Origin of the sequence: Streptomyces sp. NPDC002790 (assembly GCF_040295505.1) — a bacterium.
Lineage (GTDB): Bacteria > Actinomycetota > Actinomycetes > Streptomycetales > Streptomycetaceae > Streptomyces.
In genome coordinates this window covers 1-21,035 of the sequence record NZ_JBEOVM010000110.1, presented here as the reverse complement: position 1 = coordinate 21,035, position 21,035 = coordinate 1, and the positions used below count along the sequence as shown (strand labels likewise).

The following is a 21,035-nucleotide window of genomic DNA, read 5'->3' as shown; positions in this document are numbered from 1 at the left end:
GGCGGAGCCCCGAAGCCCCGGCGCCGCGGGGGCTCAAAAGATTGGGGCTCTGCCCCATACCCCGCTGCTCAATCGCCGCAGGGGCTTGATTTGCCCACCCGACCGCAGGGGCTTGATTTGCCGGCCCGCACCGCAGGGGCCTGATTTGCCGGCCCGCACCGCAGGGGCTTGAAGTGCTCGCGGCCCGCGAACAGTTACGCCCGGCCCCGGCCCCGGCGCGCCAGCGCCACTCCGGCGCCGCCCGCCAGCAACAGCACAATCGCCCCGCCCGCGATGTACGGCGTCGACTCGTCGCCGCCCGTCTCCGCGAGGTCCCGCGGCTGCGGCTGGGACTGCGGCTGTGTCTTCTGGACGGGGGCGTCGGCCTGCTCACCCTGGGGCTTCGGCGCGGGCGCAACCGCCTTCGGCGTCTCGCACGTGGCCTCCGCGAGCGTGACCTCGCCGTCGACCTCGGCGACGTTGAGGTTCAACGGGTTGACGTGGACCTTGAGTTGAAGGGCGGAGGCCGCGGCCGTGGTGTCCGTCCTGGAGCGGTTGGAGAGGCCGAGCGTCACCTCGCCGACCTCGGGGATCTTGATGGACGTCGTGCCGCCGGTCGACAGCGTGGTCTTCTTGCCGAGGATGGTGACGCCGCCCAGCAGGTTCGATTCGGCGACCGGCTTCTCGCCCGCCACGCACAGCGCCTTGGACGTGACCTGGTCGACCTCGATGAGGGAGAGCAGCGGCAGGCCGGGGACGTGGACCTTGGCGTGGGCGAGCTGCGTGAAGCCCTCCGCCTTCGCACCCTCGACCGTCGCCTTCGCCTTCGCCACGTCCGCGCGCAGCACGCTGAACGGCTGCCCGTCGTCGACCCCGTCCAACGTCGCGGTCAGCGCGGTCTTGTCGGCGCTCTTGGGCGCCTGCACCTCGTTCAGCGAGACCTTGAGCGGGACGTTCACGGTCTTGTTGAGGAGCGATACGTCGAGTCCGGTGCGGAGCACGACGGCTCCGGCCTTGCCGCCGCTGTGCTCGGTGGCCGCGGCTGGGCCCGCGGTCGCGAGCACGGTGGGGCCGAGGGCGAGCGCGGTGACGGCCGCGGTCGCGGCGAGGCGGCGGGCGGGTGTGCGCAGGGTGGAGCTGGGCATGGCGGTGGGACCCCCAAGTACGAGCCGGGACCGTGCGTGACGGGACTGCACGGAACGGGCCGGGACGGAAACAGACTGAACGAGACGGAACGGGACGGAACCGTCTCGAGTGGTCATCGGTAAGGGAATCTTTACGCACTGAGAGTGAACGGGCGGCCACGTTCATCGAGTTCACTCCAAAGTGGCGTTTCCGTGCACGCCTTCGAATCACGTAGATCACGTGGCCCGTACGTCCCACCGGTCCCGCCGCCGCGTCAACCCGCTCAGCCCACCACGGTGCCCCGCAGCACGATCCTGCGCGGCGCCGCCAGCACCCGTACGTCCTCGCGCGGATCCGCCCCGTAGACCACGAGGTCCGCGGACGCGCCCTCCTCAAGGGCGGGGCGGCCGAGCCAGGAGCGCGCGCCCCACGCCGTCGCCGAGAGCGCCTCGACGGGCGGGATGCCGGCCTTCACCAGCTCCTCGACCTCGCCCGCCACCAGGCCGTGCGCGAGGGAGCCGCCCGCGTCCGTGCCGACGTAGACCGGGATCCCGGCGTCGTAGGCGTTGCGGACGGTGTCGTAGCGGCGGTCGTAGAGGCGCCGCATGTGCGCGGACCACTCGGGGAACTTGCTCTCGCCGCCCGCCGCGAGCTGCGGGAACGTGGCGATGTTGACGAGGGTCGGGACGATCGCGACACCGCGCTCCGCGAACAGCGGGATGGTGTCGTCGGTCAGTCCCGTGGCGTGCTCGATGCAGTCGATGCCTGCCTCGACGAGGTCGCGCAGCGAGTCCTCCGCGAAGCAGTGGGCCGTGACGCGGGCGCCGAGGCGGTGCGCCTCGGCGATCGCCGCCTCGACGGCCTCGCGCGGCCAGCAGGCGCCGAGGTCGCCCGTCGCCCGGTCGATCCAGTCGCCGACGAGCTTGACCCAGCCGTCGCCGCGCCGCGCCTCCTGGGCGACGTACGCGACGAGTTCCTCGGGCTCGATCTCGTGCGCGAAATTGCGAATGTAACGGCGAGTGCGGGCGATGTGCCGGCCGGCGCGGATGATGCGCGGCAGGTCCTCGCGGTCGTCGACCCAGCGGGTGTCGGAGGGCGAGCCCGCGTCGCGCAGCAGCAGCGTGCCGTGGTCGCGGTCGGTCAGGGCCTGCTTCTCCGCGGTCTCGGCGTCGACGGGGCCGTGCGTGCCGAGCCCGACGTGGCAGTGCGCGTCGACGAGGCCTGGCAGCGCCCAGCCCTCGACGGTGGTGACGTCGAGGCCCGCCGTCACCGGTCGTTCGTATGCGATCCGGCCGTCGACCACCCACAGTTCGTCGCGTACGTCGTCGGGCCCGACGAGGACCCGGCCCTTCACGTGCAGTACCCCGCCCATACTCATGCGCGCAGCCTATGAGGCGGTCGGTACGCTCGACACCGGCACCCGTACGAACCCGTGAGCGAAGAGAGCACCACCGTGACGCATCCGTTTCTCGACCTGACCCCGTTGAGCGCCGAGCACTTCGCCTCCATCGAGGACCGGGTGGCCCGGCTGATGGACACCTCGCAGGATGTCGTGATCATGCAGGGCGAGGCGCTGCTTCCGCTGGAGGGCGCGATCCGCGGGGCCGCGAGCCCCGGCACGGTGGCGCTGAACGTGATCACCGGTCCGTACGGGCAGACCTTCGGCGACTGGCTGCGTGACTGCGGCGCCACGGTGCACGACCTCGCGGTGCCCTTCCACACGGCTGTCACCGCCGAGCAGGTCGGGCAGGCGCTCGCCGAGCACCCGGAGATCGACTTCGTATCGCTGGTGCACGCGGAGGCCGCGACCGGGAACACCAATCCGGTCGCCGAGATCGGTGAAGTGGTGAGCAGGCACGGCGCGTTGTTCTACCTGGACGCCGTCGCGTCGATCGCCGCCGAGCCGGTGCTCCCCGACGCGTGGGGCGTGGACCTGTGCGTGATCGGCGCGCAGAAGGCGATGGGCGGCCCGGCCGGCGTCTCGGCCGTCTCCGTGAGCGCGCGGGCCTGGGAGCGGATGGCCGCCAACCCGAACGCGCCGCGCCACTCCTACCTCTCGCTCCTCGACTGGAAGCAGCGGTGGGTGGACGGCGGGCGCAAGGCGCTGCTGCACGCGCCCGCCCAGTTGGAGATGCTCGCCCTGGAGGCGTGTGTGGAGCGCATCGAGGGTGAGGACCTGGACGCCCTGATGGCGCGGCACGCATCGGCCGCCGCCGCCACCCGCGCCGGAACGCTCGCGCTGGGCGGTGGACTTGAGCCATACGTCCACGAAGCCCGCGACGCCGCCCCTGTCGCCACTACACTTCGCGCGCCCGCCGGTACGGACGCCCGTGAGCTGGTGGCGCGGGCACTGGCGGTGGACCCGGTCCTTCCGCTGGTCGCGGGGGGCGGCTCGCTCGCGCAGGAGATGATCCGCGTCAACCACTACGGTCCGCAGGCGACCCGCGGCGTCGTGCAGTCCTCGCTCGCCGCGCTCGGCGGGGCGCTCGCGGAGGCCGGCTTCGAGGTGGACCTGGAAGGGGCGCGAAAGGCGGTCGCGGCCGCCTGGGAATAAGCGCCCCGGCGCATGAACCGGCGCACTCGACCGTAGGCGCCGTCCCTTTTCGGGGCGGCGCCTTTGTTTTTATCCAAGAATTCTTCAGGCAGAATTGTCCCGCACTTTATCAGGGGCATCAGGCGAGGCTTCCTGTTCTGCTTCTGCCCGCTCTCCGGCGACGTAAACGCAGAGATTTCATCAACGGGAACCGACGTAATTCGGACGCGTCTCGTCGCGATTACGACGCTGTGACGTACTCCACACTAATTTGGTTGCGACCGATTTGTCCGCATGAAACCGGGACATAGCGCCGCAATCACGTGCGCGCGCCCACCTGCGCGCGATAACACACAACGCCGCTTTACGTAACCCCATCCGCGGGTGCAATCCCGCAAATTGCTCGGTAAATTCAATTTGCATGACCGCCGCACAAGCGCAATTCCTGGAAGTCGCCGAAGTGGCCCCGGTCCCCGACGGACTGAAGATCGTCCACCCCGAGGTGGCCGACGGAGCCGCGATCTGGCGTATCGCCCGCGACTCGAAGGTGCTCGACCTCAACTCCTCCTACAGCTACCTGCTGTGGTGTCGCGACTTCGCCGCCACGTCGGTGATCGCCCGCGACGAGAAGGGCGAGGTGGCCGGTTTCATCACCGGTTACGTACGTCCCGACCGACCCGACATCCTCGTGGTGTGGCAGGTCGCCGTGGACGCTGCGCACCGCGGGCGCGGCCTCGCCGCCGCGCTGCTCGACGGGCTGGCCGCGCGGGTCGCTGCGGCGCGTCCGGTCACCACGCTGGAGACCACCATCACGCCCGACAATGCCGCCTCCCAGGCCCTGTTCACCTCGTTCGCCCGCCGGCACCGCGTCGGTGTGGCCCGCACGGTGCTGTTCGACGCGGGCCTGTTCCCGGACGACGGGCACCTGCCCGAGGAGCTGTACCGCATAGGCCCCCTGGCCTGAGCGCGCCCTCGACCCCACTCACCCCGAACCCCCCTCAACTTTCCCTCCCTAGAGGAGTTTTTGCTGTGACCATCACCCAGCCGGACCTGAGCGTCTTCGAGACCCTTGAGTCGGAGGTGCGCAGCTACTGCCGCAGCTGGCCCACCGTCTTCGACCGGGCCCAGGGCAGCCGTATGTACGACGAGGACGGCCACGAGTACCTGGACTTCTTCGCCGGTGCCGGTTCGCTCAACTACGGCCACAACAACCCGGTCCTGAAACGCGCCCTGATCGACTACCTGGAGCGCGACAGCGTCGTGCACGGGCTCGACATGTCGACCTCGGCCAAGCGCAACTTCCTGGAGTCCTTCCAGAACATCATCCTGCGCCCGCGCGACCTGCCGTACAAGGTCATGTTCCCGGGCCCGACGGGCACCAACGCCGTCGAGTCCGCGCTGAAGCTGGCCCGCAAGGTCAAGGGCCGCGAGTCGATCGTGTCCTTCACCAACGCCTTCCACGGCATGTCGCTCGGCGCCCTCGCGGTGACCGGCAACGCGTTCAAGCGCGCGGGCGCCGGCATCCCGCTGGTGCACGGCACGCCGATGCCGTTCGACAACTACCTCGACGGGCAGACGCCGGACTTCATCTGGTTCGAGCGCCTCCTCGAGGACTCCGGATCCGGCCTGAACACCCCGGCCGCAGTGATCGTCGAGACGGTCCAGGGCGAGGGCGGCATCAATGTCGCCCGTGCAGAGTGGCTGCGCAAACTGGCGGATGTCTGCGAACGTTGGGACATGCTCCTGATCGTCGATGACATTCAGATGGGCTGCGGCCGCACCGGTGCCTTCTTCTCCTTCGAGGAGGCGGGCATCACGCCGGACATCGTGACCGTTTCGAAGTCCATCAGTGGGTACGGGCTCCCCATGTCCCTGTGCATGTTCAAGCCGGAGCTCGACGTCTGGGAGCCGGGCGAGCACAACGGCACGTTCCGTGGCAACAACCCGGCGTTCGTGACGGCGGCCGCTGCCCTGGAGACGTACTGGACCGACGGCGCGGCCATGGAGAAGCAGACCCTGGAGCGCGGCGAGCAGGTCGACGAGGTGCTCAGCGCACTGCGCACCGAGTACCACGACGAGATCGTCGAATACCGCGGCCGCGGCCTTGTCTGGGGCATCGAGTTCCGTGACAAGGACCGGGCCGGCAAGGTCGCCAAGCGGGCCTTCGAGCTGGGCCTGCTCATCGAGACCTCCGGCCCCGACAGCGAGGTCGTCAAGCTGCTTCCGGCACTGACGATCACGCCCGAGGAGCTGGACGAAGGCCTCCGCACGCTCACCCGAGCCGTGCGCGAGACCGCCTGACCAGCACAACAAAGTTTACGAGGAAAGGCAGCAACTCACCGTGATTGTCCGTTCGTTCAAGGAGATCGAGAACACCGACCGACACATCAAGTCGGCGACCGGCACCTGGGAGAGCAAGCGCATCGTGCTTGCGAAGGAGAAGGTCGGCTTCTCTCTGCACGAGACGATCCTGTACGCAGGGACCGAGACCGACATGTGGTACGCCAACCACATCGAGGCCGTGCTGTGCGTGGAGGGCGAGGCCGAGCTCACCAACCGGGAAACCGGTGAGACGCACTGGATCGAACCAGGAACGATGTACCTCCTGAACGGTCACGAGAAGCACACCATGCGGCCCAAGACCGACTTCCGCTGCGTCTGCGTGTTCAACCCTCCGGTGACCGGACGGGAGGACCACGACGAGAATGGCGTCTACCCGCTGCTGACAGAGGACGAGGGGGCCTGATCCCGATGACGACCGCACCCGACATCACGGACCTGTACCCGACGCGAGGCGCCTCCGAGGTGGCCACGCCGCGTGTCGACCCGGTCGTCTGGTCGGCGGAGGGAGCGCGAGGGCCGATTCGCCAGTCGGACCTCGCTTCCTTCGAGCGGGACGGCTTCCTCGCCATCGACGAGCTGATCGGCCCGGACGAGATCGGCATCTATCAGGCCGAGTTGAACCGTCTGGTGACCGATCCGACGATGCGCGCCGACGAGCGTTCCGTCGTCGAGAAGCAGTCGCAGGAGATCCGTTCGGTCTTCGAGATCCACAAGATCAGCGAGGTCTTCGCCGGTCTGGTGCGCGACGAGCGCATCGTCGAGCGGGCCCGTCAGATCCTCGGTTCGGACGTCTACGTCCACCAGTCACGGATCAACGTCAAGCCCGGTTTCGGGGCGCGGGGCTTCTACTGGCACTCGGACTTCGAGACCTGGCACGCCGAGGACGGCCTGCCGAACATGCGGACGGTGTCCGTCTCCATCGCTCTGACGGAGAACTACGACACCAACGGCGGGCTCATGATCATGCCCGGTTCGCACAAGACGTTCCTCGGCTGCGCGGGTGAGACGCCGAAGGACAACTACAAGAAGTCGCTGCAGATGCAGGACGCCGGGCTGCCCTCAGACGAGTCCCTCACGAAATTCGCCGACGCGCACGGCATCCAGCTGTTCACCGGCAGCCCCGGCTCGGCGACATGGTTCGACTGCAACGCCATGCACGGGTCCGGTGACAACATCACCCCGTACCCGCGCTCGAACGTGTTCATCGTGTTCAACAGCGTGGAGAACACGGCGGTGGAGCCGTTCTCGGCGCCGGTGCGGCGTCCCGAGTACATCGGGGCGCGCGACTTCACTCCGGTGAAGTGATCCTCGTACGCGCGTGAGTTGGGGCGGGACCGTCTTCGGTCCCGCCCCAACTGCTGTTACGGGGTTACCGGGTGGGGTAGTCCGTGTAGCCCTTCTCGGTGCCGCCGAAGAAGGACGCCGGGTCCGGGGCGTTGTACGGGCCCTCGCTCCTGAGGCGGTCCGGCAGGTCCGGGTTGGCGAGGAAGAGGGCGCCGAAGCTGAGGATGTCGGCGACTCCCTCCTCGACCAGACCGAGGGACCTGTGGTCGGTCGGCCCCTCGGTGTGCGCGTTGAGCACGAAGGGGCCGCTGAACCGCTTGCGCAGGTCGACGGTCACCTCGCGGCTGGGCTCGCCCACCTCCAGTACGTGCAGGTAGCCGAGGCCCAGCGGTTCCAGGGCGTCCACGAGCGCGGTGTAGGTCTCGACCGTGTCGTGGTCCCCCATGGAGTTGTACGGGTTGCCGGGCGAGAGGCGGATGGCGGTGCGCTCGGCGCCGATGGCCTCGGCGACGGCCTTGACGGCCTCCACGGCGAACCGGATCCGGTTCGCCACGCTGCCGCCCCACTCGTCGGTGCGCAGGTTCGTGCCGGGCGAGAGGAACTGGTGGATCAAGTAGCCATTGGCGCCGTGCAGTTCGACGCCGTCGAAGCCGGCCGCCACGGCGCCACGGGCGGCCTCGGCGAAGTCGGCCACGGTCGCGCGGACCTCGTCAGAGGTCAGCTCGCGCGGGGTCGTGAAGTCCTGGAAGCCCTCGTTCGTGAAGGCCTGACCCTCCGGGGCGACGGCGGAGGGGGCGACCGGCGCGCCGCCGTCCGGCTGAAGCGACGGGTGACCGATCCGACCCGCGTGCATCACCTGGGCGAAGATCTTGCCGCCCTTGGCGTGCACGGCGTCGGTGACCGGGCGCCAGGATTCGACCTGCTCCGCGGTGTGCAGGCCCGGCGTCCAGGCGTAGCCCTGGCCCACGGCCGAGGGCTGGATCCCCTCGGTGACGATGAGCCCCGCCGAGGCGCGCTGCGCGTAGTACTCGGCGGTCAGGGCGGTGGCGGTGCCGCCCTCGCCGGCCCGGCTGCGGGTCATGGGGGCCATGGCTATGCGGTTGGCCAGGCGGGTGCCGGGGAGGTCGATGGGGTCGAAGACGGTGGTCATGGCTACTCCGTTCAACGGGTGGTGACAGAGGGCGACACAGGGCGCCACAAGAACGACACAGGACCGCAATAAATCATTGGTCGGCCAATCAATCGGCCGCCCTCACTGTAACGCATTAATTGGCCGGCCAAGGTAATCTCGTGAAGACATCGAGAGGAGCCCCCATGTCCCCCACCGCCGAGGACCCCGGCTGTACCGGTCAGATCCCGGTCGCCGCCCGCAGCGGGCCCGTCAGCCTGGCCCTGTCCCGCGTGGCCCGGCTGCACCGGATCGCCGCCGGGCAGCGGCTGCGCGGGCTCGGGCTCTATCCGGGGCAGGAGTTCGTGATGATGCACCTGTGGGACAAGGGGCCCGTGCGTCAGTCCGAACTGATCAAGACGCTCGACCTGGATCCGTCCACGGTCACGAAGATGCTTCAGCGCCTGGAGCAGTCCGGGCACGTGCGCCGCACCCCTGATCCGGGCGACCGCCGCGCCTCACTCGTCGAGGCGACGGAGCGCAGCTGCGGGCTCCTGGAGGACGTGGCCGGGGTGTGGGGAACGCTGGAGGAGCAGACCCTGTCGGGGCTCTCCGAGCGGGACCGGGCGGAGTTCGCGCGGCTGCTGGCGCTGGTCGAGGGCAATCTGTGCGCGGAGGCCGGGGCGCAGGACTGCCCGTAGGGGTCAGGTGCTGGTCGGCCCCCGGCGCTTCACAGCCACGCCAGTCGGGCCGCCCGGTCCAGGAGGGTGCGGGCCGCCGCCGGGTCGCCGGTGCCCGGCGGGAGGGTGTCGGGGGCGGCGCGGCCGCCGATGAGGAGGCAGAAGTCGACCGGGTCCAGGGCGAGTTCGGCCCTCACCGGTTCGTCCTCGGAGCCGAGGACCCACTCCGTGGTGCGGCCCGCGTCCGTGATGGTGAGGGCGACGGGCGGGGCCTGCGGGCCGAGCGCCTGACCGAGCAGCCGCACGGCGAGGCGCACCAGGCTCCACAGGTGGCCGGCGGGCGGCGGGGGGACGGGGCGGTCCAGGGCGCGGCCGATGTCGTGGCTGTGGATCCACGTCTCGAAGGCGCGGACCAGGAAGTGCTCGGCGACGGGCAGCCGCGCGCCCATCAACCGGGCGGCCTGCGCGGCGAGTTCGAGGTCGCGGGCGGCGGGGGCGGCGAGCAGCCCGGCGGCCCGGTCGCGCCAGACGGCCACGGTGGCGTGCGGGTCACGGGCGCGTTCGTGGGCGATGACGGTGCGGGTGCGGGCCTCCCAGGCCATGCGCCAGTCGCTGTCCGCCGCCGCGTCGGCGGGCGGTTCGTGGGCCGGCAGGCCGAGGTGGACGGCCAGCGGCTCGTCGGCGGCGATGAGGTGCGCGACCGTGTCACGCACCGTCCAGCCGTGCACCACCTCCGTGGACCACGCGTCGTCCGCCTCGACGAGCAGCGCCTGGAGGGCGGCGACGGTGGCCGCGTAGGGCTGCGCGTGCGGGGCGGTGGCGCCGGGGCCGCGGGGTGCGGGCGGCCGACGCGCCAGGGCCGCGGCGAGGGGGCCGGTGCCGGTGGCGCGGAGGGGGGCTCCGACCGGGTCGCGCTGCGGCGGGCCGTCGGTGTGGAGCGGGTGACGGGCAGCGGGGCCGCCGGTGTGCGGCGGGTGCCCCGCAGCGTCGGCGTGCGGCGGGCCGTCGGCGTGGAGCGGGTGACTGGCCGCGTCCGCCTGTGGTGCACCGCCGGTGTGCAGCTGCTGCCCCGCAGCGTCGGTGTGGAGTGGGAGGCCCGCCTCGTCGGTGTTGAGTGGGAGGCCCGCCCCGTCGGCCTTCGCCTCGTCGGCTGTGCCGTGCCCGGTCGAGCCGGGTCCGGGTGGGCCGTTCAGGGCGCGGACTGTCGCGCGCAGGCGTTCCGCTTCGGCCGCGCACTCCTCGCAGTCCGCCAAGTGCGCGGGGACAGCGCGCTGTTCGTCGGCGGGGAGGGCCTCCATGGCCCAGGCGCCCAGGAGTTCGCTCACCAATCCGTGGTCGCGCGCGTCCGTGGCCATCAGGCACCCCTTTCGTGAGCCTCGCAGTCCGGCTCCGCCGGGTCCGCCAGCGTTTCGGCCAGGCGGTGCAGTGCCGTGCGCAGGCGGGTCTTGGCGGTCCCTTCCGGGATACCGAGTTCCGCCGCGGCCTGACGGTACGTCCGGCCCGCGAAGTACGCCAGATGCACCACCTGGCGCTGGGGCAGCGGGAGTTGGGCCAGGGCCGAATGCAGGAGCAGCGAGCGCTCGCGGTCGACGACCCGCTCGTCGGGCCCCGGGTCGGGGGCCGGGATGGCGTGCAGCGTCGCGTCGTCCGCGGCGTGGGCCTTGCGGTGCCGGGCCTCGCTGCGCACCCAGTCCACGGCGCGGCGGTGCGCCAGCATGGTCAGCCAGGCGCGGAGCGAGCCGCGCCGGGCGTCGAAGGCGTAGGGCCGCGCCCACAGTTGCGCGAAGACCTCCTGCGCCACGTCGTCCGCCGCACCCGCCGTGCGGGTCACCCGCACGGCGACGCCACGGACGAGCCCGCTGTACACGTCGTACGCCTCGGAGAGCGCGGCCTCGTCACCGTAGACGAGACGTCGGTGCAGCTCGGCGTCGTCCGCGGCCCGGTCCTTGGGGTCGTACGCATCCGTACGGGCCACCGGCACCACCACCTCGTAGTGCCTTCCTAGTGCCCACGGCGGCCCGGCGCCAGCCCTCAGCCGGAGAGTGCGTCCAGGAGGCGGTCGACATGGGCGGAGGTGTTGTAGAGGTGGAAGGAGGCCCTCAAGTTCCCTGCCCGGTCGGAGAGTTGGAGTCCCACCTTCCCCAACTCCGGCTGCCTCGCGCCGAGTCCGGGTACGGAGACGATCGGGGAGTCGGGTGCGGGGACGGGTTCGTGGCCGAGTCCGACGAGCCCCGCGCGGAACCGGGCGGCGAGCGCCAGGTCGTGGGCGCGGATGGCATCCGGGCCCAACTCCTCGATGACGGAGAGCGCGTGGCGGGCTCCGGCGTACGCGACGAGGCTCTGGCTCTCGTCGAACCGGCGGGCGGAGTGGGCGAGTTCGGCGACGGGTCCGTAGCAACTGTCCCAGGGGTTCTCCCCCGCGACCCAGCCGGCGAAGGCGGGTGTGAGCGCGTCGAAGCCCTCCCGGTCCGCCGGGCAGACGAAGAAGGCGACGCCGCGCGGGCAGGTCAGCCACTTGAAGGCGACGGAGGCCAGGAAGTCGGCCTCGGCGGCGTGCGCGGCGAGCGGGTACCAGCCGGCCGCCTGCGAGGCGTCGACGTAGAGCCGGGCGCCGTGCGCACGCGTGACCGCGCGCAGCGTCTCCAGGTCCGCCACCCTGCCGTCGGCCGACTGGGCCGCGCTCACGGCGACGAGCGCGGTCGACGGGCTTACGGCGTCGGGCAGCGCGTCCAGCGGGACGGTGCGCACCTTGAGGTCGCGGCGTACGTGGAAGGGGTTCACGGTGGAGCTGAACTCGCCCTCCGCGGTGAGGACTTCGGCTCCCGCGGGCAGCGACGTGGCGATGAGGCCGGTGTACGTCGCGACGGACGAGCCGGTGGCGACCCGGCTCACCGGGACGCCCGCGATCCGGGCGAAGGCCGCGCGCGCCTCCTCCACGTCCCCGAAGAGGGAGTCGTTCGCCCGCCCCTCGGCCATGCCGGCGACCGCGTCACGGACGGCGGCGACGGCGCGGGCCGGGAGGAGGCCCGTGCTCGCGGTGTTGAGGTAGGTGGCGGCGGGGCTGTACTGCGCGCGGACCAGCTCCGCGTCAAGGGCCTGAGGGACGGCCTGGTGCGCACCGGAAGTCTGCATGGCCCCACTGTGCCGCGCGGCCACCTGCCCGTCTATTGCGAATGTTTGTGGGGTACGCCTAAGCGACGCTTATTTACGCAGGTCAGGACTGGCATGTCGTTTGGGTCAGGCCTGGGGGACCGCGCAGCCGTCGGGGCCGCAGGCGTCGCCGTCCCCGGTCGCGCTGTCGATGACGGTGAGCGGGGAGCGGTCGGCCCACGCCTGGGTCAGGGCCTGCGTGAACACCTCGGCGGGCTGGGCGCCGGAGACGCCGAACTTGCGGTCGAGCACGAAGAACGGCACGCCGTTCGCGCCGAGTTCGGCGGCCTCCCGCTCGTCGGCGCGCACCGCGTCCGCGTACGCGTCGGGGGCGGCGAGCATCGCCCGGACCTCGCCCTCGTCGAGGCCGGCCTCGACGGCGAGCCGCACGACGGTCTCCTCGTCGGCGAAGACGGAGGACTCCTCGGCGAAGTTGCCCCTGTACAGGGCAGTGATCATGGCGTCCTGTACGCCCTTGTCCAGGGCGAGGTGGAGCAGTCGGTGCAGGTCGAAGCTGTTGCCGAAGTCGCGGCCCTCGGTGAGGTACGGCAGGCCGAGGGCGCCGGCCTGCTGCCCGAGGCCCTGCTCGTTGGCGGCGGCCTGCTCCTCGCTGATGCCGTACTTCTTGGCGATGTACGGGACCACGAGCCCGGTCTCCCCCGGCTTGGCGTTCGGGTCGAGCTCGAAGGACCGGTGCACGACCTCTACGTCGTCCTTGTGCGCGAACCCGTCGAGCGCCTCCTCGAAGCGGGCCTTGCCGATGTAGCAGAACGGGCAGTTGATGTCGGTCCAGATCTCGACGCGCATGGGTCTCTCGGTCTCTCGTCCACGGGTGCGCAGAGGTCTGCCCCTGCGCACCCGTACAACCGGACGGACCCTCCGCTCATTCCCCGCCCGGCGTGAACCGCATCCGGCGGTGCGAGCTGCCGCCGCCCTCCGCTCCCTCGTCGACCCAGCCGTGCCGGGCGTAGAAGGCCTGGGCGCGGGTGTTGTCCCTCTGCACGATGAGATGGGCCTCAGCGACGCCGTCGACCCGCCACTGCTCGACGCAGGCGGCGTGCAGCTCGGTGCCGATGCCGCGGCTCCAGTGGTCGGGGTCGACCTGGAACTGGTACAGCACGGAGGCGTCGGCCGGGGCCTCGTCGGGCCGCCGGAAGGAGGCGAGGCCGACGACGACGCCGTCCCTGACGCAGACGAGTACGTGCCCGTGCGGCCGGGCGATGGCCACCTCCCACCGCTCGACCCACGCGCCCGGGTCCCCGTCGTCCGGGAACCCCACCCGGTGGTACGTGGCGCGGGCTCTGCGGTGCAGGGCGGCGAGGGTGGGGGCGTCGGCGGCCACGGCGGTACGGATCATGAGCCGTCCCGCAGGCCCTCGGGCCACGTCGGGCGGTATGCGATGTGGTCGTAGGTGACCACGCAGCCCTCCCCCACCGGGGACTGCGCCAGGAAGCCGACCAGGGCCGTCGACGCGGCCTTCTCGTCGCCCAGGCCGAAGATGCGGATGAAGGTCCACGTCTCGCCGTCGGTCGAGGCGTGGAAGGCGAAGGCCGAGCCGGTGCGGCTCACGCGCAGCCAGACCGAGGAGCCCGGCACCACGAAGGCGTTCGCGTCGTCGGAGTGGCCACGGGTGACGACCGTGCAGATGGTGGGCTCGTCCGGGGACCGCTCGAAGCAGAGCTTCGCCCACTCCCGGTCACCCACATGAACGTAGAGCACCCCGGCGTCGAAGGCCGCGGCGAAGCCGACCGTGACGCGGGCGATCAGCTGGAAGTCCCCGTCGGGAGCCCCGAGGAGGCGCGGCGCGTCCGACGCCGGTTCGAGCGAGGAACCGGTCGGCGGCACGAAGCGGTCCTGGCGGGGCCCCGCCCACCCGGTGAGCACCCCGTCCTCGTACGACCAGTGGCCGTCGGGTCCGTAGGTGCGCAACGGGAAGGGCAGGGGCGGTATTTCGAGATCCATACCGTCAGTCTCGCAGGGGCCCGCGGGACCGCGGGCCCCGTACCGTCAGTTCTCCAGGCGGCCGTTGTAGCGGCGCGGCAGGCCCAGCGGGTTGCCGTCGCGCAGCTCCTGCGGGAGGAGCGCCTCCGGCGTCGTCTGGTACGAGACCGGGCGCAGCCAGCGCTCGATCGCGGTGCCGCCCACCGACGTGGACGTCGACGTCGTCGCCGGGTACGGGCCGCCGTGGTGCTGGGCGGGTGCGACCGCGACACCGGTCGGCCAGCCGTTGACGAGGACACGGCCGGCGATGGGCGTCAGCTCGGCGAGGATCTCGGCGCCGCGGCCCTCACCGGCGGCCTCGCCGGAGGACAGCTGGACCGTCGCCGTGAGGTTGCCGGGGAGGCGGGAGAGGACGGCCGTGATCTCGTCGGCCGTCTCGTAGCGGGCGACGACCGTCACCGGGCCGAAGCACTCCTCCAGGAGGAGGTCGTGCGCGCCACCCTCGGTCGCGAGGCGGGTGGCCGGGACCGTGAGGAAGCCGGGCGCCACGGTGTGCTCGCTGCCCGCGCCGGGGGTCACCGGGGCGTCCACGTCCGGGAGTTCGGCCCGCTCGGCGACACCGGCGATGAAGTTGTCGCGCATCCGGTGGTCGAGCAGGACCCCGGCGTCGGTGTCGCTGACGGCGGCCGTGAGGGACTTGACGAGCGTGTCGCCCGCCTCGCCCGTCGGCGCGAAGACGAGACCCGGCTTCACGCAGAACTGGCCGACGCCCATCGTCATCGAGCCGGCGAGCCCCGTGCCGATCTGGTCGGCGCGCTCGGCAGCCGCGGACTCGGTGATCACGACCGGGTTCAGCGAGCCGAGCTCACCGTGGAACGGGATCGGCACCGGACGCGCGGCGGCGGCGTCGAAGAGCGCGCGCCCACCGCGTACGGAGCCGGTGAAGCCGGCCGCGGACACCAGCGGGTGCTTGACGAGCTCCACGCCCGCGTCGAAGCCGTGCACCAGGCCCAGCACGCCCTCCGGGATGCTGTGCTCGGCGGCGGCCCGGCGGATGGTGGCGGCGACCAGCTCGGAGGTGGCCGGGTGGTCGGGGTGCGCCTTGACGACGACCGGGCAGCCGGCCGCGAGCGCGCTCGACGTGTCGCCGCCGGGCACGGAGAAGGCGAACGGGAAGTTCGAGGCCGCGTAGACCGCGACGACACCGAGCGGGATCTTGTAGCGGCGCAGGTCCGGGATGGGCGGCGTCGCCGTGTCGTCGGGGTGGTCGATGACGACGCCGAGGAAGGCGCCCTCGTCGACGATGTCCGCGAACTTCCTCAACTGGAAGCAGCTGCGGGTGAGTTCACCGCCCAGCCGGACCGGGCCGAGCGCGGTCTCCGCGTCCGCCGCCTCGACGAGGTGGCCCCTGGCCTCTTCCAGACGCTCGGCCGCGGTGCGCAGGAACGCGGCGCGGACGGCACGGTCGGCGAGGGCGGCACGGGCGCCCTGTGCGGCGCGCACCGCCTCGTCCACTTCCTGCGCCGTGGCCTCGTCCGCGACCTGCTCCCGCTGCTTCCCGGTTCGGGGGTCGACACTCCAGACTGGTGTTGCTGCCACGGCACATTCCTCCAGCTTTTCTCGCCGCGCACCAGGGTGAGCCACGAGGATCGTTCGATATACTGAACGCTGTCTCTGATGATGAACTACTCACCGAGACTATTTCTCGTCCAACGAAGGGGTCAAGCGCGATGTCGGCAGACGAGACGGGGGCCGCGGCGGGCGGCGGGCAGGTCAAGTCCGCGGTGCGGACCGTGGAATTGCTCGAGTACTTCGCGGGCCGGCCGGGGATGCACTCGCTGGCCGCGGTCCAGGAGGCCGTCGGGTACCCGAAGTCCAGCCTCTACATGCTGCTGCGCACGCTCGTCGACCTCGGCTGGGTGGAGACGGACGCGACCGGGACGCGGTACGGCATCGGGGTGCGCGCCCTCCTCGTCGGCACCTCGTACATCGACGGTGACGAGGTCGTGGCGGCGGCCCGCCCCACCCTCGACCGGCTCTCCGACGACACGACGGAGACGATCCACCTGGCGCGGCTCGACGGCACGAACGTCGTCTACCTCGCCACCCGCCAGTCGCAGCACTACCTGCGTCCCTTCACCCGCGTCGGTCGGCGGCTGCCCGCGCACTCCACGTCGCTGGGCAAGGCGCTGCTCGCCACGCACACCGACGAGCAGGTCCGCAAGCTCCTTCCGGAGACCCTTCCGTCGCTGACCGAGCACACGACCACCGACCGGGAGAAGCTCATCGAGGAGCTGCACCAGATCCGGGAGCAGGGGTTCGCGGTCGACCGCGAGGAGAACACGTTGGGCCTGCGGTGCTTCGGGGTGGCGGTTCCGTACCGCACCCCGGCCCGTGACGCGATCTCCTGCTCGGTGCCGGTGGCGCGGCTCACGCCTGCGCACGAGCAGATGGTCAAGGACGCGCTCTTCGATGCGCGAGACCGTTTGACGTTGGCAACGCGCCGCCTCTGACGCGCGGCACCGTCGTCACGGCCACGGGGCTCCGCCCCGGACCCCGCGCCTCAAACGCCGGCGGGGCTGGAAAGTCGCCTCAATCGCCGGCAGGGCTTGAAACGCCCCTCCACCGACGGGGTTGGAAATGCCCACCCACCGGCGGGCTGGAAATGCCCATCCACCGGCAGGGCCGGAAAGATCGCCTCAATCGCCGGCGGGGACTGGAACATCCGAACCCGGCGGGGGTCGGCTATTTGAGCCCCTGCGGCGATTGAGCAGCGGGGTCCGGGGCGGAGCCCCGATCTTTCAAGCCTCGCCGGCGATTGAGGCACGGAGCCCCGAGGGCAGAGCCCCGATCTTTTCAGCCCCGCCGGCGTTTGAGGCGTGGAGCCCCGAGGGCGGAACCGCGGGGCCGTGGCACATGAACGTACGGTGAGAAAGCGCACTGGTAGGAACGAATCGCCCCCACCCGCTCGTCTTCCCGTACGCAATGAACAAGACGATCAGGCGCGCCTCCGTCTTCACACTGCTCCTCGTGTTCGCCCTCCTGATCAGGGCGACCTGGGTGCAGTTCTACGACGGCCAGGCCCTCGCCAACAGCGACGACAACCGACGGAAGACGATCTCGCAGTACGCGAATCCGCTCGGCGACATCATCGTGGGCGGAAAGGCGGTGACGGGCTCTGCGAAGGCGGGCGACTCCAGCGACCTGAAGTACAAGCGGACGTACACGGACGGCTCGCTGTACTCGGCGGTGACCGGCTACACCTCGCAGGTGTACGGCGCCACGCAGCTCGAGGGGATCTACCAGGGCGTGCTCGACGGCACCGACACCCAGCTGAAGAACCCGCTGGACACGCTCACCGGCAAGAGCACCACCCCCGGTGACGTGATCACGACGATCGACCCGGGCGTGCAGAAGGCCGCGTACAGCGCGCTCGGCGACAAAAAGGGCGCCGCCGTCGCCATCGACCCGGACTCCGGAAAGATCCTCGGCATGGTGTCGACGCCGTCCTTCGACCCGTCGAAGATCAGCGGCTCGGGCTCCTCGGACGCGGCCGAGTGGAAGAAGCTGTCGAAGGACGAGGACTCACCGACCACGAACCGGGCGCTCAAGCAGGCACTGCCGCCCGGTTCCACGTTCAAGCTGGTGGTCGCCGCGGCGGCGCTGGAGGACGGTCTGGTCTCGTCGATCGACGACAAGACGGACACCCCGAACCCGTACAAGCTGCCGGGTACGAGCACGTACCTGAAGAACGAGACCACCTCGATGCCCTGCGAGGACGCCTCGGTCCGCACGGCGCTGCAGTACTCCTGCAACACCGTCTTCGGAAAGCTCGCCGCCGAACTGGGCGCGGACAAGGTCCGGGCGATGGCCGAGAAGTTCGGCTTCAACGACGAGAAGACGGACGTCCCGGTACGGGCCGCCAAGAGCAACTACCCGTCGAAGATGGACGACGCGCAGACGGCCCTGTCCGGCATCGGCCAGTTCGACGTGACGGCCACGCCGCTGCAGATCGCGATGGTCTCCGCGACCATCGCCAACGGCGGCGAGCAGGCCTCCCCGCACATGGTGTCGCAGGTGACGGACGCCGACGGCGACGAGATCAAGTCCTTCGAGGACGGCGACGACACCCGCGTCGTCAGCGAGTCGACGGCCTCGCAGTTGCAGTCCGCGATGCAGACCGTGGTCTCCAAGGGCACCGCCACGGTCGCGCAGATGGACGGCGCGACGGTCGGCGGCAAGACCGGTACGGCGCAGCACGGCGAGAACAACAGCGAGACCCCGTACGCCTGGTTCACCTCCTACGCGAAGGACGACTCGACCGGCAAGAAGGTCGCCGTGGCCGTGCTCGTCGAGCAGTCGGACGCGGCCCGCTCCGAGGTCAGCGGCAGTGGCCTCGCGGGTCCTGTCGCCAAGGCGATGATGGCGGCGGCGCTCAAGAACTGACGCCTCGTCAAGCACAGTTCCACCGAAGGGTGTCCGATATCACGGACACCCTTCGGTGCGTCGTACACAACGCTGGTACGCTCACGCCTCCCCCATCGGGCCGCCACTGTGAGGGAGGGATCGCGTGAGCACGGTTGTGGACGCCGGGGACGATTCCGCTTCCGCCGAGTTCCATGCCTTCTTCGAACGGCACCACCGCGAACTCGCCCGCCTCGCCCACCTGTTGACGGGCGAGGCGGACGCCGCCGACGACCTCGCCGCGGACGCCCTGCTCGCGCTCTGGCACCGCTGGGACCGGGTGCGGGACGCCGAGCACCCGGTGGCGTACGCGCGCGGCGTCGTCGCCAACCTCGCCCGCACCCGGATCCGCAGCGCGGTGCGCGAGCGGCGGCGCGTGGCCCTCTTCTGGTCGGGACGGCAGGACCGCACCGAGGGGCCCGACGTGCCTGCGGTCGTCGACATGCAGGGCGCGCTGCGCGAACTCCCGTTCCGCAAGCGGGCCTGCGTGGTCCTCCGGCACGCCTTCGACCTGTCGGAGAAGGACACCGCGCTCGCGCTCGGCGTATCGGTCGGTACGGTGAAGAGCCAGACCTCGAAGGGCATGGCCGAGCTTGAGCGGAGGCTCGGGAACGGCGAGCCGAACGGCCGGACACCCGGGCGCGTACGCTCGGTCGGCGCCGCGCTCGACGTCACGGAAGGGGGGCGTGGATGAGCGAGGACGACCTTCGGCAGCGACTGCGGTCGGCCGCCGACGCGCACCGGCCCGACCGTGCGCGGATGCTCGCCCGCGTCGAGCGCGGCATGTACGAGCGGCCTACCACGGACGAGCCCGAGCGGCGGCCCGCGGTGGGCTGGGTGCGAGTCGCCGGGATCACCGCGGGTGTCGTGGGGGCGCTCGCCGTGGGCGGGTTCGCGGTCGGCTCGGCGCTGCGGTCCGATCCGGCGCCGCGGCAGCAGCAGGTCGGCGTGTCACCGGCGCCGTCGCTGTGGGCGGACGGGTCGGTGGACCCCGGCTCGAACGCGTACTGGGCGCAGTCCAACGTCACGTTCAAGACGAAGAGCGAACTTGCGTCTCTTACGGTCGAGTTGCGGGTGGCACAGACCGGGAAGGTTCGCAGCACGGGGCACTGGCGGTCGCTTCCTGCCGGCGACTTCACGGAGACCGTGAGCGAGCGGGGCGGGTTCCTTGTGTATCGGTGGGTGTTGAGGGCGGGGCGGGTGGTTCCCGTGGGGGAGCACGTGTTTGCGGGGCAGTATGACCATGCGGAGGGCGGGCGGGACGCGTCCGCGGATCGGTATGTCGTTCGTGGGCGGGACGGTTCGGGTCAACGGGTGTCTGTGGACGGGGACTTCGCGCCGGGTGCGGGTCAACGGGGTTGACGTCGCGGGGCTCTGCCCCGGACCCCGCACCTCAAGCGCCGGCGGGGCTTGAAAGACCTGCTCAATCGCCGCAGGGGCTTGATATGCGCTGCTTAATCGGCGGCAACCCTTCCTCCGGTGGTGGCGACTGGAGGGCATGAAGAACACAACACGACACACTCAGACCCATCGACGTCGCGCCACCCGCCGCAGAGCATTGCTCGGGGGGCTTGGGGCGGTCACGTTGACCGGGGGTGCGCTCATGGTGAGTGGGATGCTCGGGAGTGCGGGGGCCGCGGCCGCCTGGCCGACGCCCACCGGTACCGAGGCCGTCAGCAGTTCGATCTCCGTCTCGGGGACGTACGACGGTGGGACCAAGCGGTTCTACGGCTCCGGGGACCTCGGCGGGGACGGGCAGGAGGAGGGGCAGGACCCGATCTTCAACCTGAAGGACGGCGCCGTCCTCAAGAACGTGATCATCGGCTCGCCGGCCGCCGACGGCGTGCACTGCGCGGGCAGTTGCACGCTGCAGAACGTGTGGTGGGAGGACGTCGGCGAGGACGCGGCCACGTTCAAGGGCAAGTCGACGTCCTCCGTCTACACGGTGACCGGCGGCGCGAAGAAGGCCGACGACAAGGTCTTCCAGTTCAACGGCGCGGGCAGGCTCACCGTCACCAAGTTCCAGGTCTCCGACTTCGGCAAGCTCGTCCGCTCCTGCGGCAACTGCTCGACGCAGTACAAGAATCGCGACATCACCATCAGCGACGTGGACGTGACCGCGCCGGGCAAGTCGATCGCCGGCATCAACTCGAACTACGGCGACACCGCGACCCTGCGCAACGTCCGCATCCACGGCGACAGCAGCAAGAAGATCAAGCCCTGCGTCCGCTACGAGGGCAACAGCTCGGGCGCCGAGCCGAAGGAGATCGGCAGCGGCCCGGACGGCACGTATTGCAAGTACAGCGCCTCTGATCTGACGTACGACTGAGCGGGGCACGCGACCGGGGAGGGGGGGGGGCCGGGCGGCCCGGACCCCCGCGCCGCCCCGGGGGCAGCACCAAGTTAGTAGGGGTGGGGGGCGTTTTAG

At 70.9% G+C, this 21,035-nt stretch carries 21 protein-coding genes; 11 read left to right on the top strand and 10 right to left on the bottom strand.

Features of this window, described 5'->3' with window-relative positions; genetic code table 11:
• Nucleotides 1-194 precede the first annotated feature (194 nt).
• Together ABT004_RS30545 and ABT004_RS30540 are read right to left on the bottom strand one after the other, a co-directional pair.
• Complete coding sequence (locus ABT004_RS30545; protein ID WP_351343116.1) at nt 195-1,124, bottom strand: SCO1860 family LAETG-anchored protein; 930 nt, start codon at nt 1,122-1,124, stop codon at nt 195-197.
• A gap of 263 nt (nt 1,125-1,387) precedes the next feature.
• Nucleotides 1,388-2,482 carry an amidohydrolase family protein gene (locus ABT004_RS30540; RefSeq protein WP_351343115.1) on the bottom strand — a complete coding sequence of 365 codons (1,095 nt, stop codon included), beginning with the start codon at nt 2,480-2,482 and terminating at the stop codon, nt 1,388-1,390.
• Nucleotides 2,483-2,557: 75 nt separating this feature from the next.
• On the opposite strand from ABT004_RS30540, the gene ABT004_RS30535 reads away from it, so the two are divergent.
• From ABT004_RS30535 to thpD, 5 genes are all read left to right on the top strand, one after another.
• On the top strand, nt 2,558-3,658 hold the full coding sequence (locus tag ABT004_RS30535; protein WP_351343111.1) for a pyridoxal-phosphate-dependent aminotransferase family protein: 1,101 nt from the start codon (nt 2,558-2,560) through the stop codon (nt 3,656-3,658).
• Between the two features lie 400 nt (nt 3,659-4,058).
• Nucleotides 4,059-4,601: a diaminobutyrate acetyltransferase gene (ectA, locus tag ABT004_RS30530; RefSeq protein ID WP_351343109.1), complete on the top strand. Its 543-nt coding sequence runs from the start codon at nt 4,059-4,061 to the stop codon at nt 4,599-4,601.
• Nucleotides 4,602-4,666: 65 nt separating this feature from the next.
• Nucleotides 4,667-5,938, top strand: a complete 1,272-nt coding sequence (gene ectB, locus ABT004_RS30525) for a diaminobutyrate--2-oxoglutarate transaminase (protein ID WP_351343107.1) — start codon at nt 4,667-4,669, stop codon at nt 5,936-5,938.
• Between the two features lie 40 nt (nt 5,939-5,978).
• Nucleotides 5,979-6,383 carry an ectoine synthase gene (locus tag ABT004_RS30520; RefSeq protein WP_351343105.1) on the top strand — a complete coding sequence of 135 codons (405 nt, stop codon included), beginning with the start codon at nt 5,979-5,981 and terminating at the stop codon, nt 6,381-6,383.
• Nucleotides 6,384-6,388: 5 nt separating this feature from the next.
• Nucleotides 6,389-7,285, top strand: a complete 897-nt coding sequence (thpD, locus tag ABT004_RS30515; RefSeq protein WP_351343103.1) for an ectoine hydroxylase — start codon at nt 6,389-6,391, stop codon at nt 7,283-7,285.
• Nucleotides 7,286-7,349: 64 nt separating this feature from the next.
• Here thpD and ABT004_RS30510 read toward each other — a convergent pair whose 3' ends face one another.
• The gene (locus tag ABT004_RS30510; protein ID WP_351343101.1) at nt 7,350-8,414 is read right to left on the bottom strand and encodes an alkene reductase; all 1,065 of its coding nucleotides are present in this window, start codon (nt 8,412-8,414) and stop codon (nt 7,350-7,352) included.
• Between the two features lie 164 nt (nt 8,415-8,578).
• Between ABT004_RS30510 and ABT004_RS30505 the strand changes: the two genes are divergently transcribed.
• Complete coding sequence (locus ABT004_RS30505; protein ID WP_351343099.1) at nt 8,579-9,073, top strand: MarR family winged helix-turn-helix transcriptional regulator; 495 nt, start codon at nt 8,579-8,581, stop codon at nt 9,071-9,073.
• A 29-nt stretch (nt 9,074-9,102) separates the two neighbouring features.
• Here ABT004_RS30505 and ABT004_RS30500 read toward each other — a convergent pair whose 3' ends face one another.
• The 7 genes from ABT004_RS30500 to ABT004_RS30470 all read right to left on the bottom strand — a co-directional run bounded on the left by ABT004_RS30500 (nt 9,103) and on the right by ABT004_RS30470 (nt 15,742).
• The gene (locus ABT004_RS30500) at nt 9,103-10,407 is read right to left on the bottom strand and encodes a maleylpyruvate isomerase family mycothiol-dependent enzyme (protein WP_351343097.1); all 1,305 of its coding nucleotides are present in this window, start codon (nt 10,405-10,407) and stop codon (nt 9,103-9,105) included.
• Entirely contained in the window at nt 10,407-11,039 is a 633-nt protein-coding gene (locus ABT004_RS30495; protein WP_451189459.1) for a sigma-70 family RNA polymerase sigma factor, read from the bottom strand. Before ABT004_RS30495 ends, ABT004_RS30500 begins: the two co-directional genes overlap by 1 nt.
• Before the next feature lie 44 nt (nt 11,040-11,083).
• Nucleotides 11,084-12,220 carry an aminotransferase class V-fold PLP-dependent enzyme gene (locus ABT004_RS30490; RefSeq protein ID WP_451189602.1) on the bottom strand — a complete coding sequence of 379 codons (1,137 nt, stop codon included), beginning with the start codon at nt 12,218-12,220 and terminating at the stop codon, nt 11,084-11,086.
• A 69-nt stretch (nt 12,221-12,289) separates the two neighbouring features.
• Nucleotides 12,290-13,009: a DsbA family oxidoreductase gene (locus ABT004_RS30485; protein ID WP_351343091.1), complete on the bottom strand. Its 720-nt coding sequence runs from the start codon at nt 13,007-13,009 to the stop codon at nt 12,290-12,292.
• 76 nt (nt 13,010-13,085) lie between these two features.
• Nucleotides 13,086-13,559 (bottom strand): GNAT family N-acetyltransferase, encoded by a 474-nt coding sequence (locus tag ABT004_RS30480; RefSeq protein WP_351343089.1) that lies wholly within the window; start codon nt 13,557-13,559, stop codon nt 13,086-13,088.
• Nucleotides 13,556-14,164 carry a DUF1349 domain-containing protein gene (locus ABT004_RS30475; RefSeq protein ID WP_351343087.1) on the bottom strand — a complete coding sequence of 203 codons (609 nt, stop codon included), beginning with the start codon at nt 14,162-14,164 and terminating at the stop codon, nt 13,556-13,558. The genes ABT004_RS30480 and ABT004_RS30475 overlap by 4 nt, the downstream gene beginning before the upstream one ends.
• 45 nt (nt 14,165-14,209) lie before the next feature.
• Entirely contained in the window at nt 14,210-15,742 is a 1,533-nt protein-coding gene (locus tag ABT004_RS30470) for an aldehyde dehydrogenase (NADP(+)) (protein WP_351343085.1), read from the bottom strand.
• A 131-nt stretch (nt 15,743-15,873) separates the two neighbouring features.
• Between ABT004_RS30470 and ABT004_RS30465 the strand changes: the two genes are divergently transcribed.
• The 5 genes from ABT004_RS30465 to ABT004_RS30445 all read left to right on the top strand — a co-directional run bounded on the left by ABT004_RS30465 (nt 15,874) and on the right by ABT004_RS30445 (nt 20,936).
• Nucleotides 15,874-16,656 (top strand): IclR family transcriptional regulator, encoded by a 783-nt coding sequence (locus ABT004_RS30465; protein ID WP_351343083.1) that lies wholly within the window; start codon nt 15,874-15,876, stop codon nt 16,654-16,656.
• A gap of 472 nt (nt 16,657-17,128) precedes the next feature.
• The gene (locus tag ABT004_RS30460; RefSeq protein ID WP_351343082.1) at nt 17,129-18,589 is read left to right on the top strand and encodes a peptidoglycan D,D-transpeptidase FtsI family protein; all 1,461 of its coding nucleotides are present in this window, start codon (nt 17,129-17,131) and stop codon (nt 18,587-18,589) included.
• Nucleotides 18,590-18,713: 124 nt separating this feature from the next.
• Complete coding sequence (locus ABT004_RS30455; protein ID WP_351343080.1) at nt 18,714-19,301, top strand: SigE family RNA polymerase sigma factor; 588 nt, start codon at nt 18,714-18,716, stop codon at nt 19,299-19,301.
• Nucleotides 19,298-19,969, top strand: a complete 672-nt coding sequence (locus tag ABT004_RS30450; RefSeq protein ID WP_351343078.1) for a hypothetical protein — start codon at nt 19,298-19,300, stop codon at nt 19,967-19,969. The genes ABT004_RS30455 and ABT004_RS30450 overlap by 4 nt, the downstream gene beginning before the upstream one ends.
• A 136-nt stretch (nt 19,970-20,105) precedes the next feature.
• Nucleotides 20,106-20,936 (top strand): pectate lyase, encoded by an 831-nt coding sequence (locus ABT004_RS30445; RefSeq protein ID WP_351343076.1) that lies wholly within the window; start codon nt 20,106-20,108, stop codon nt 20,934-20,936.
• Nucleotides 20,937-21,035 lie beyond the last annotated feature (99 nt).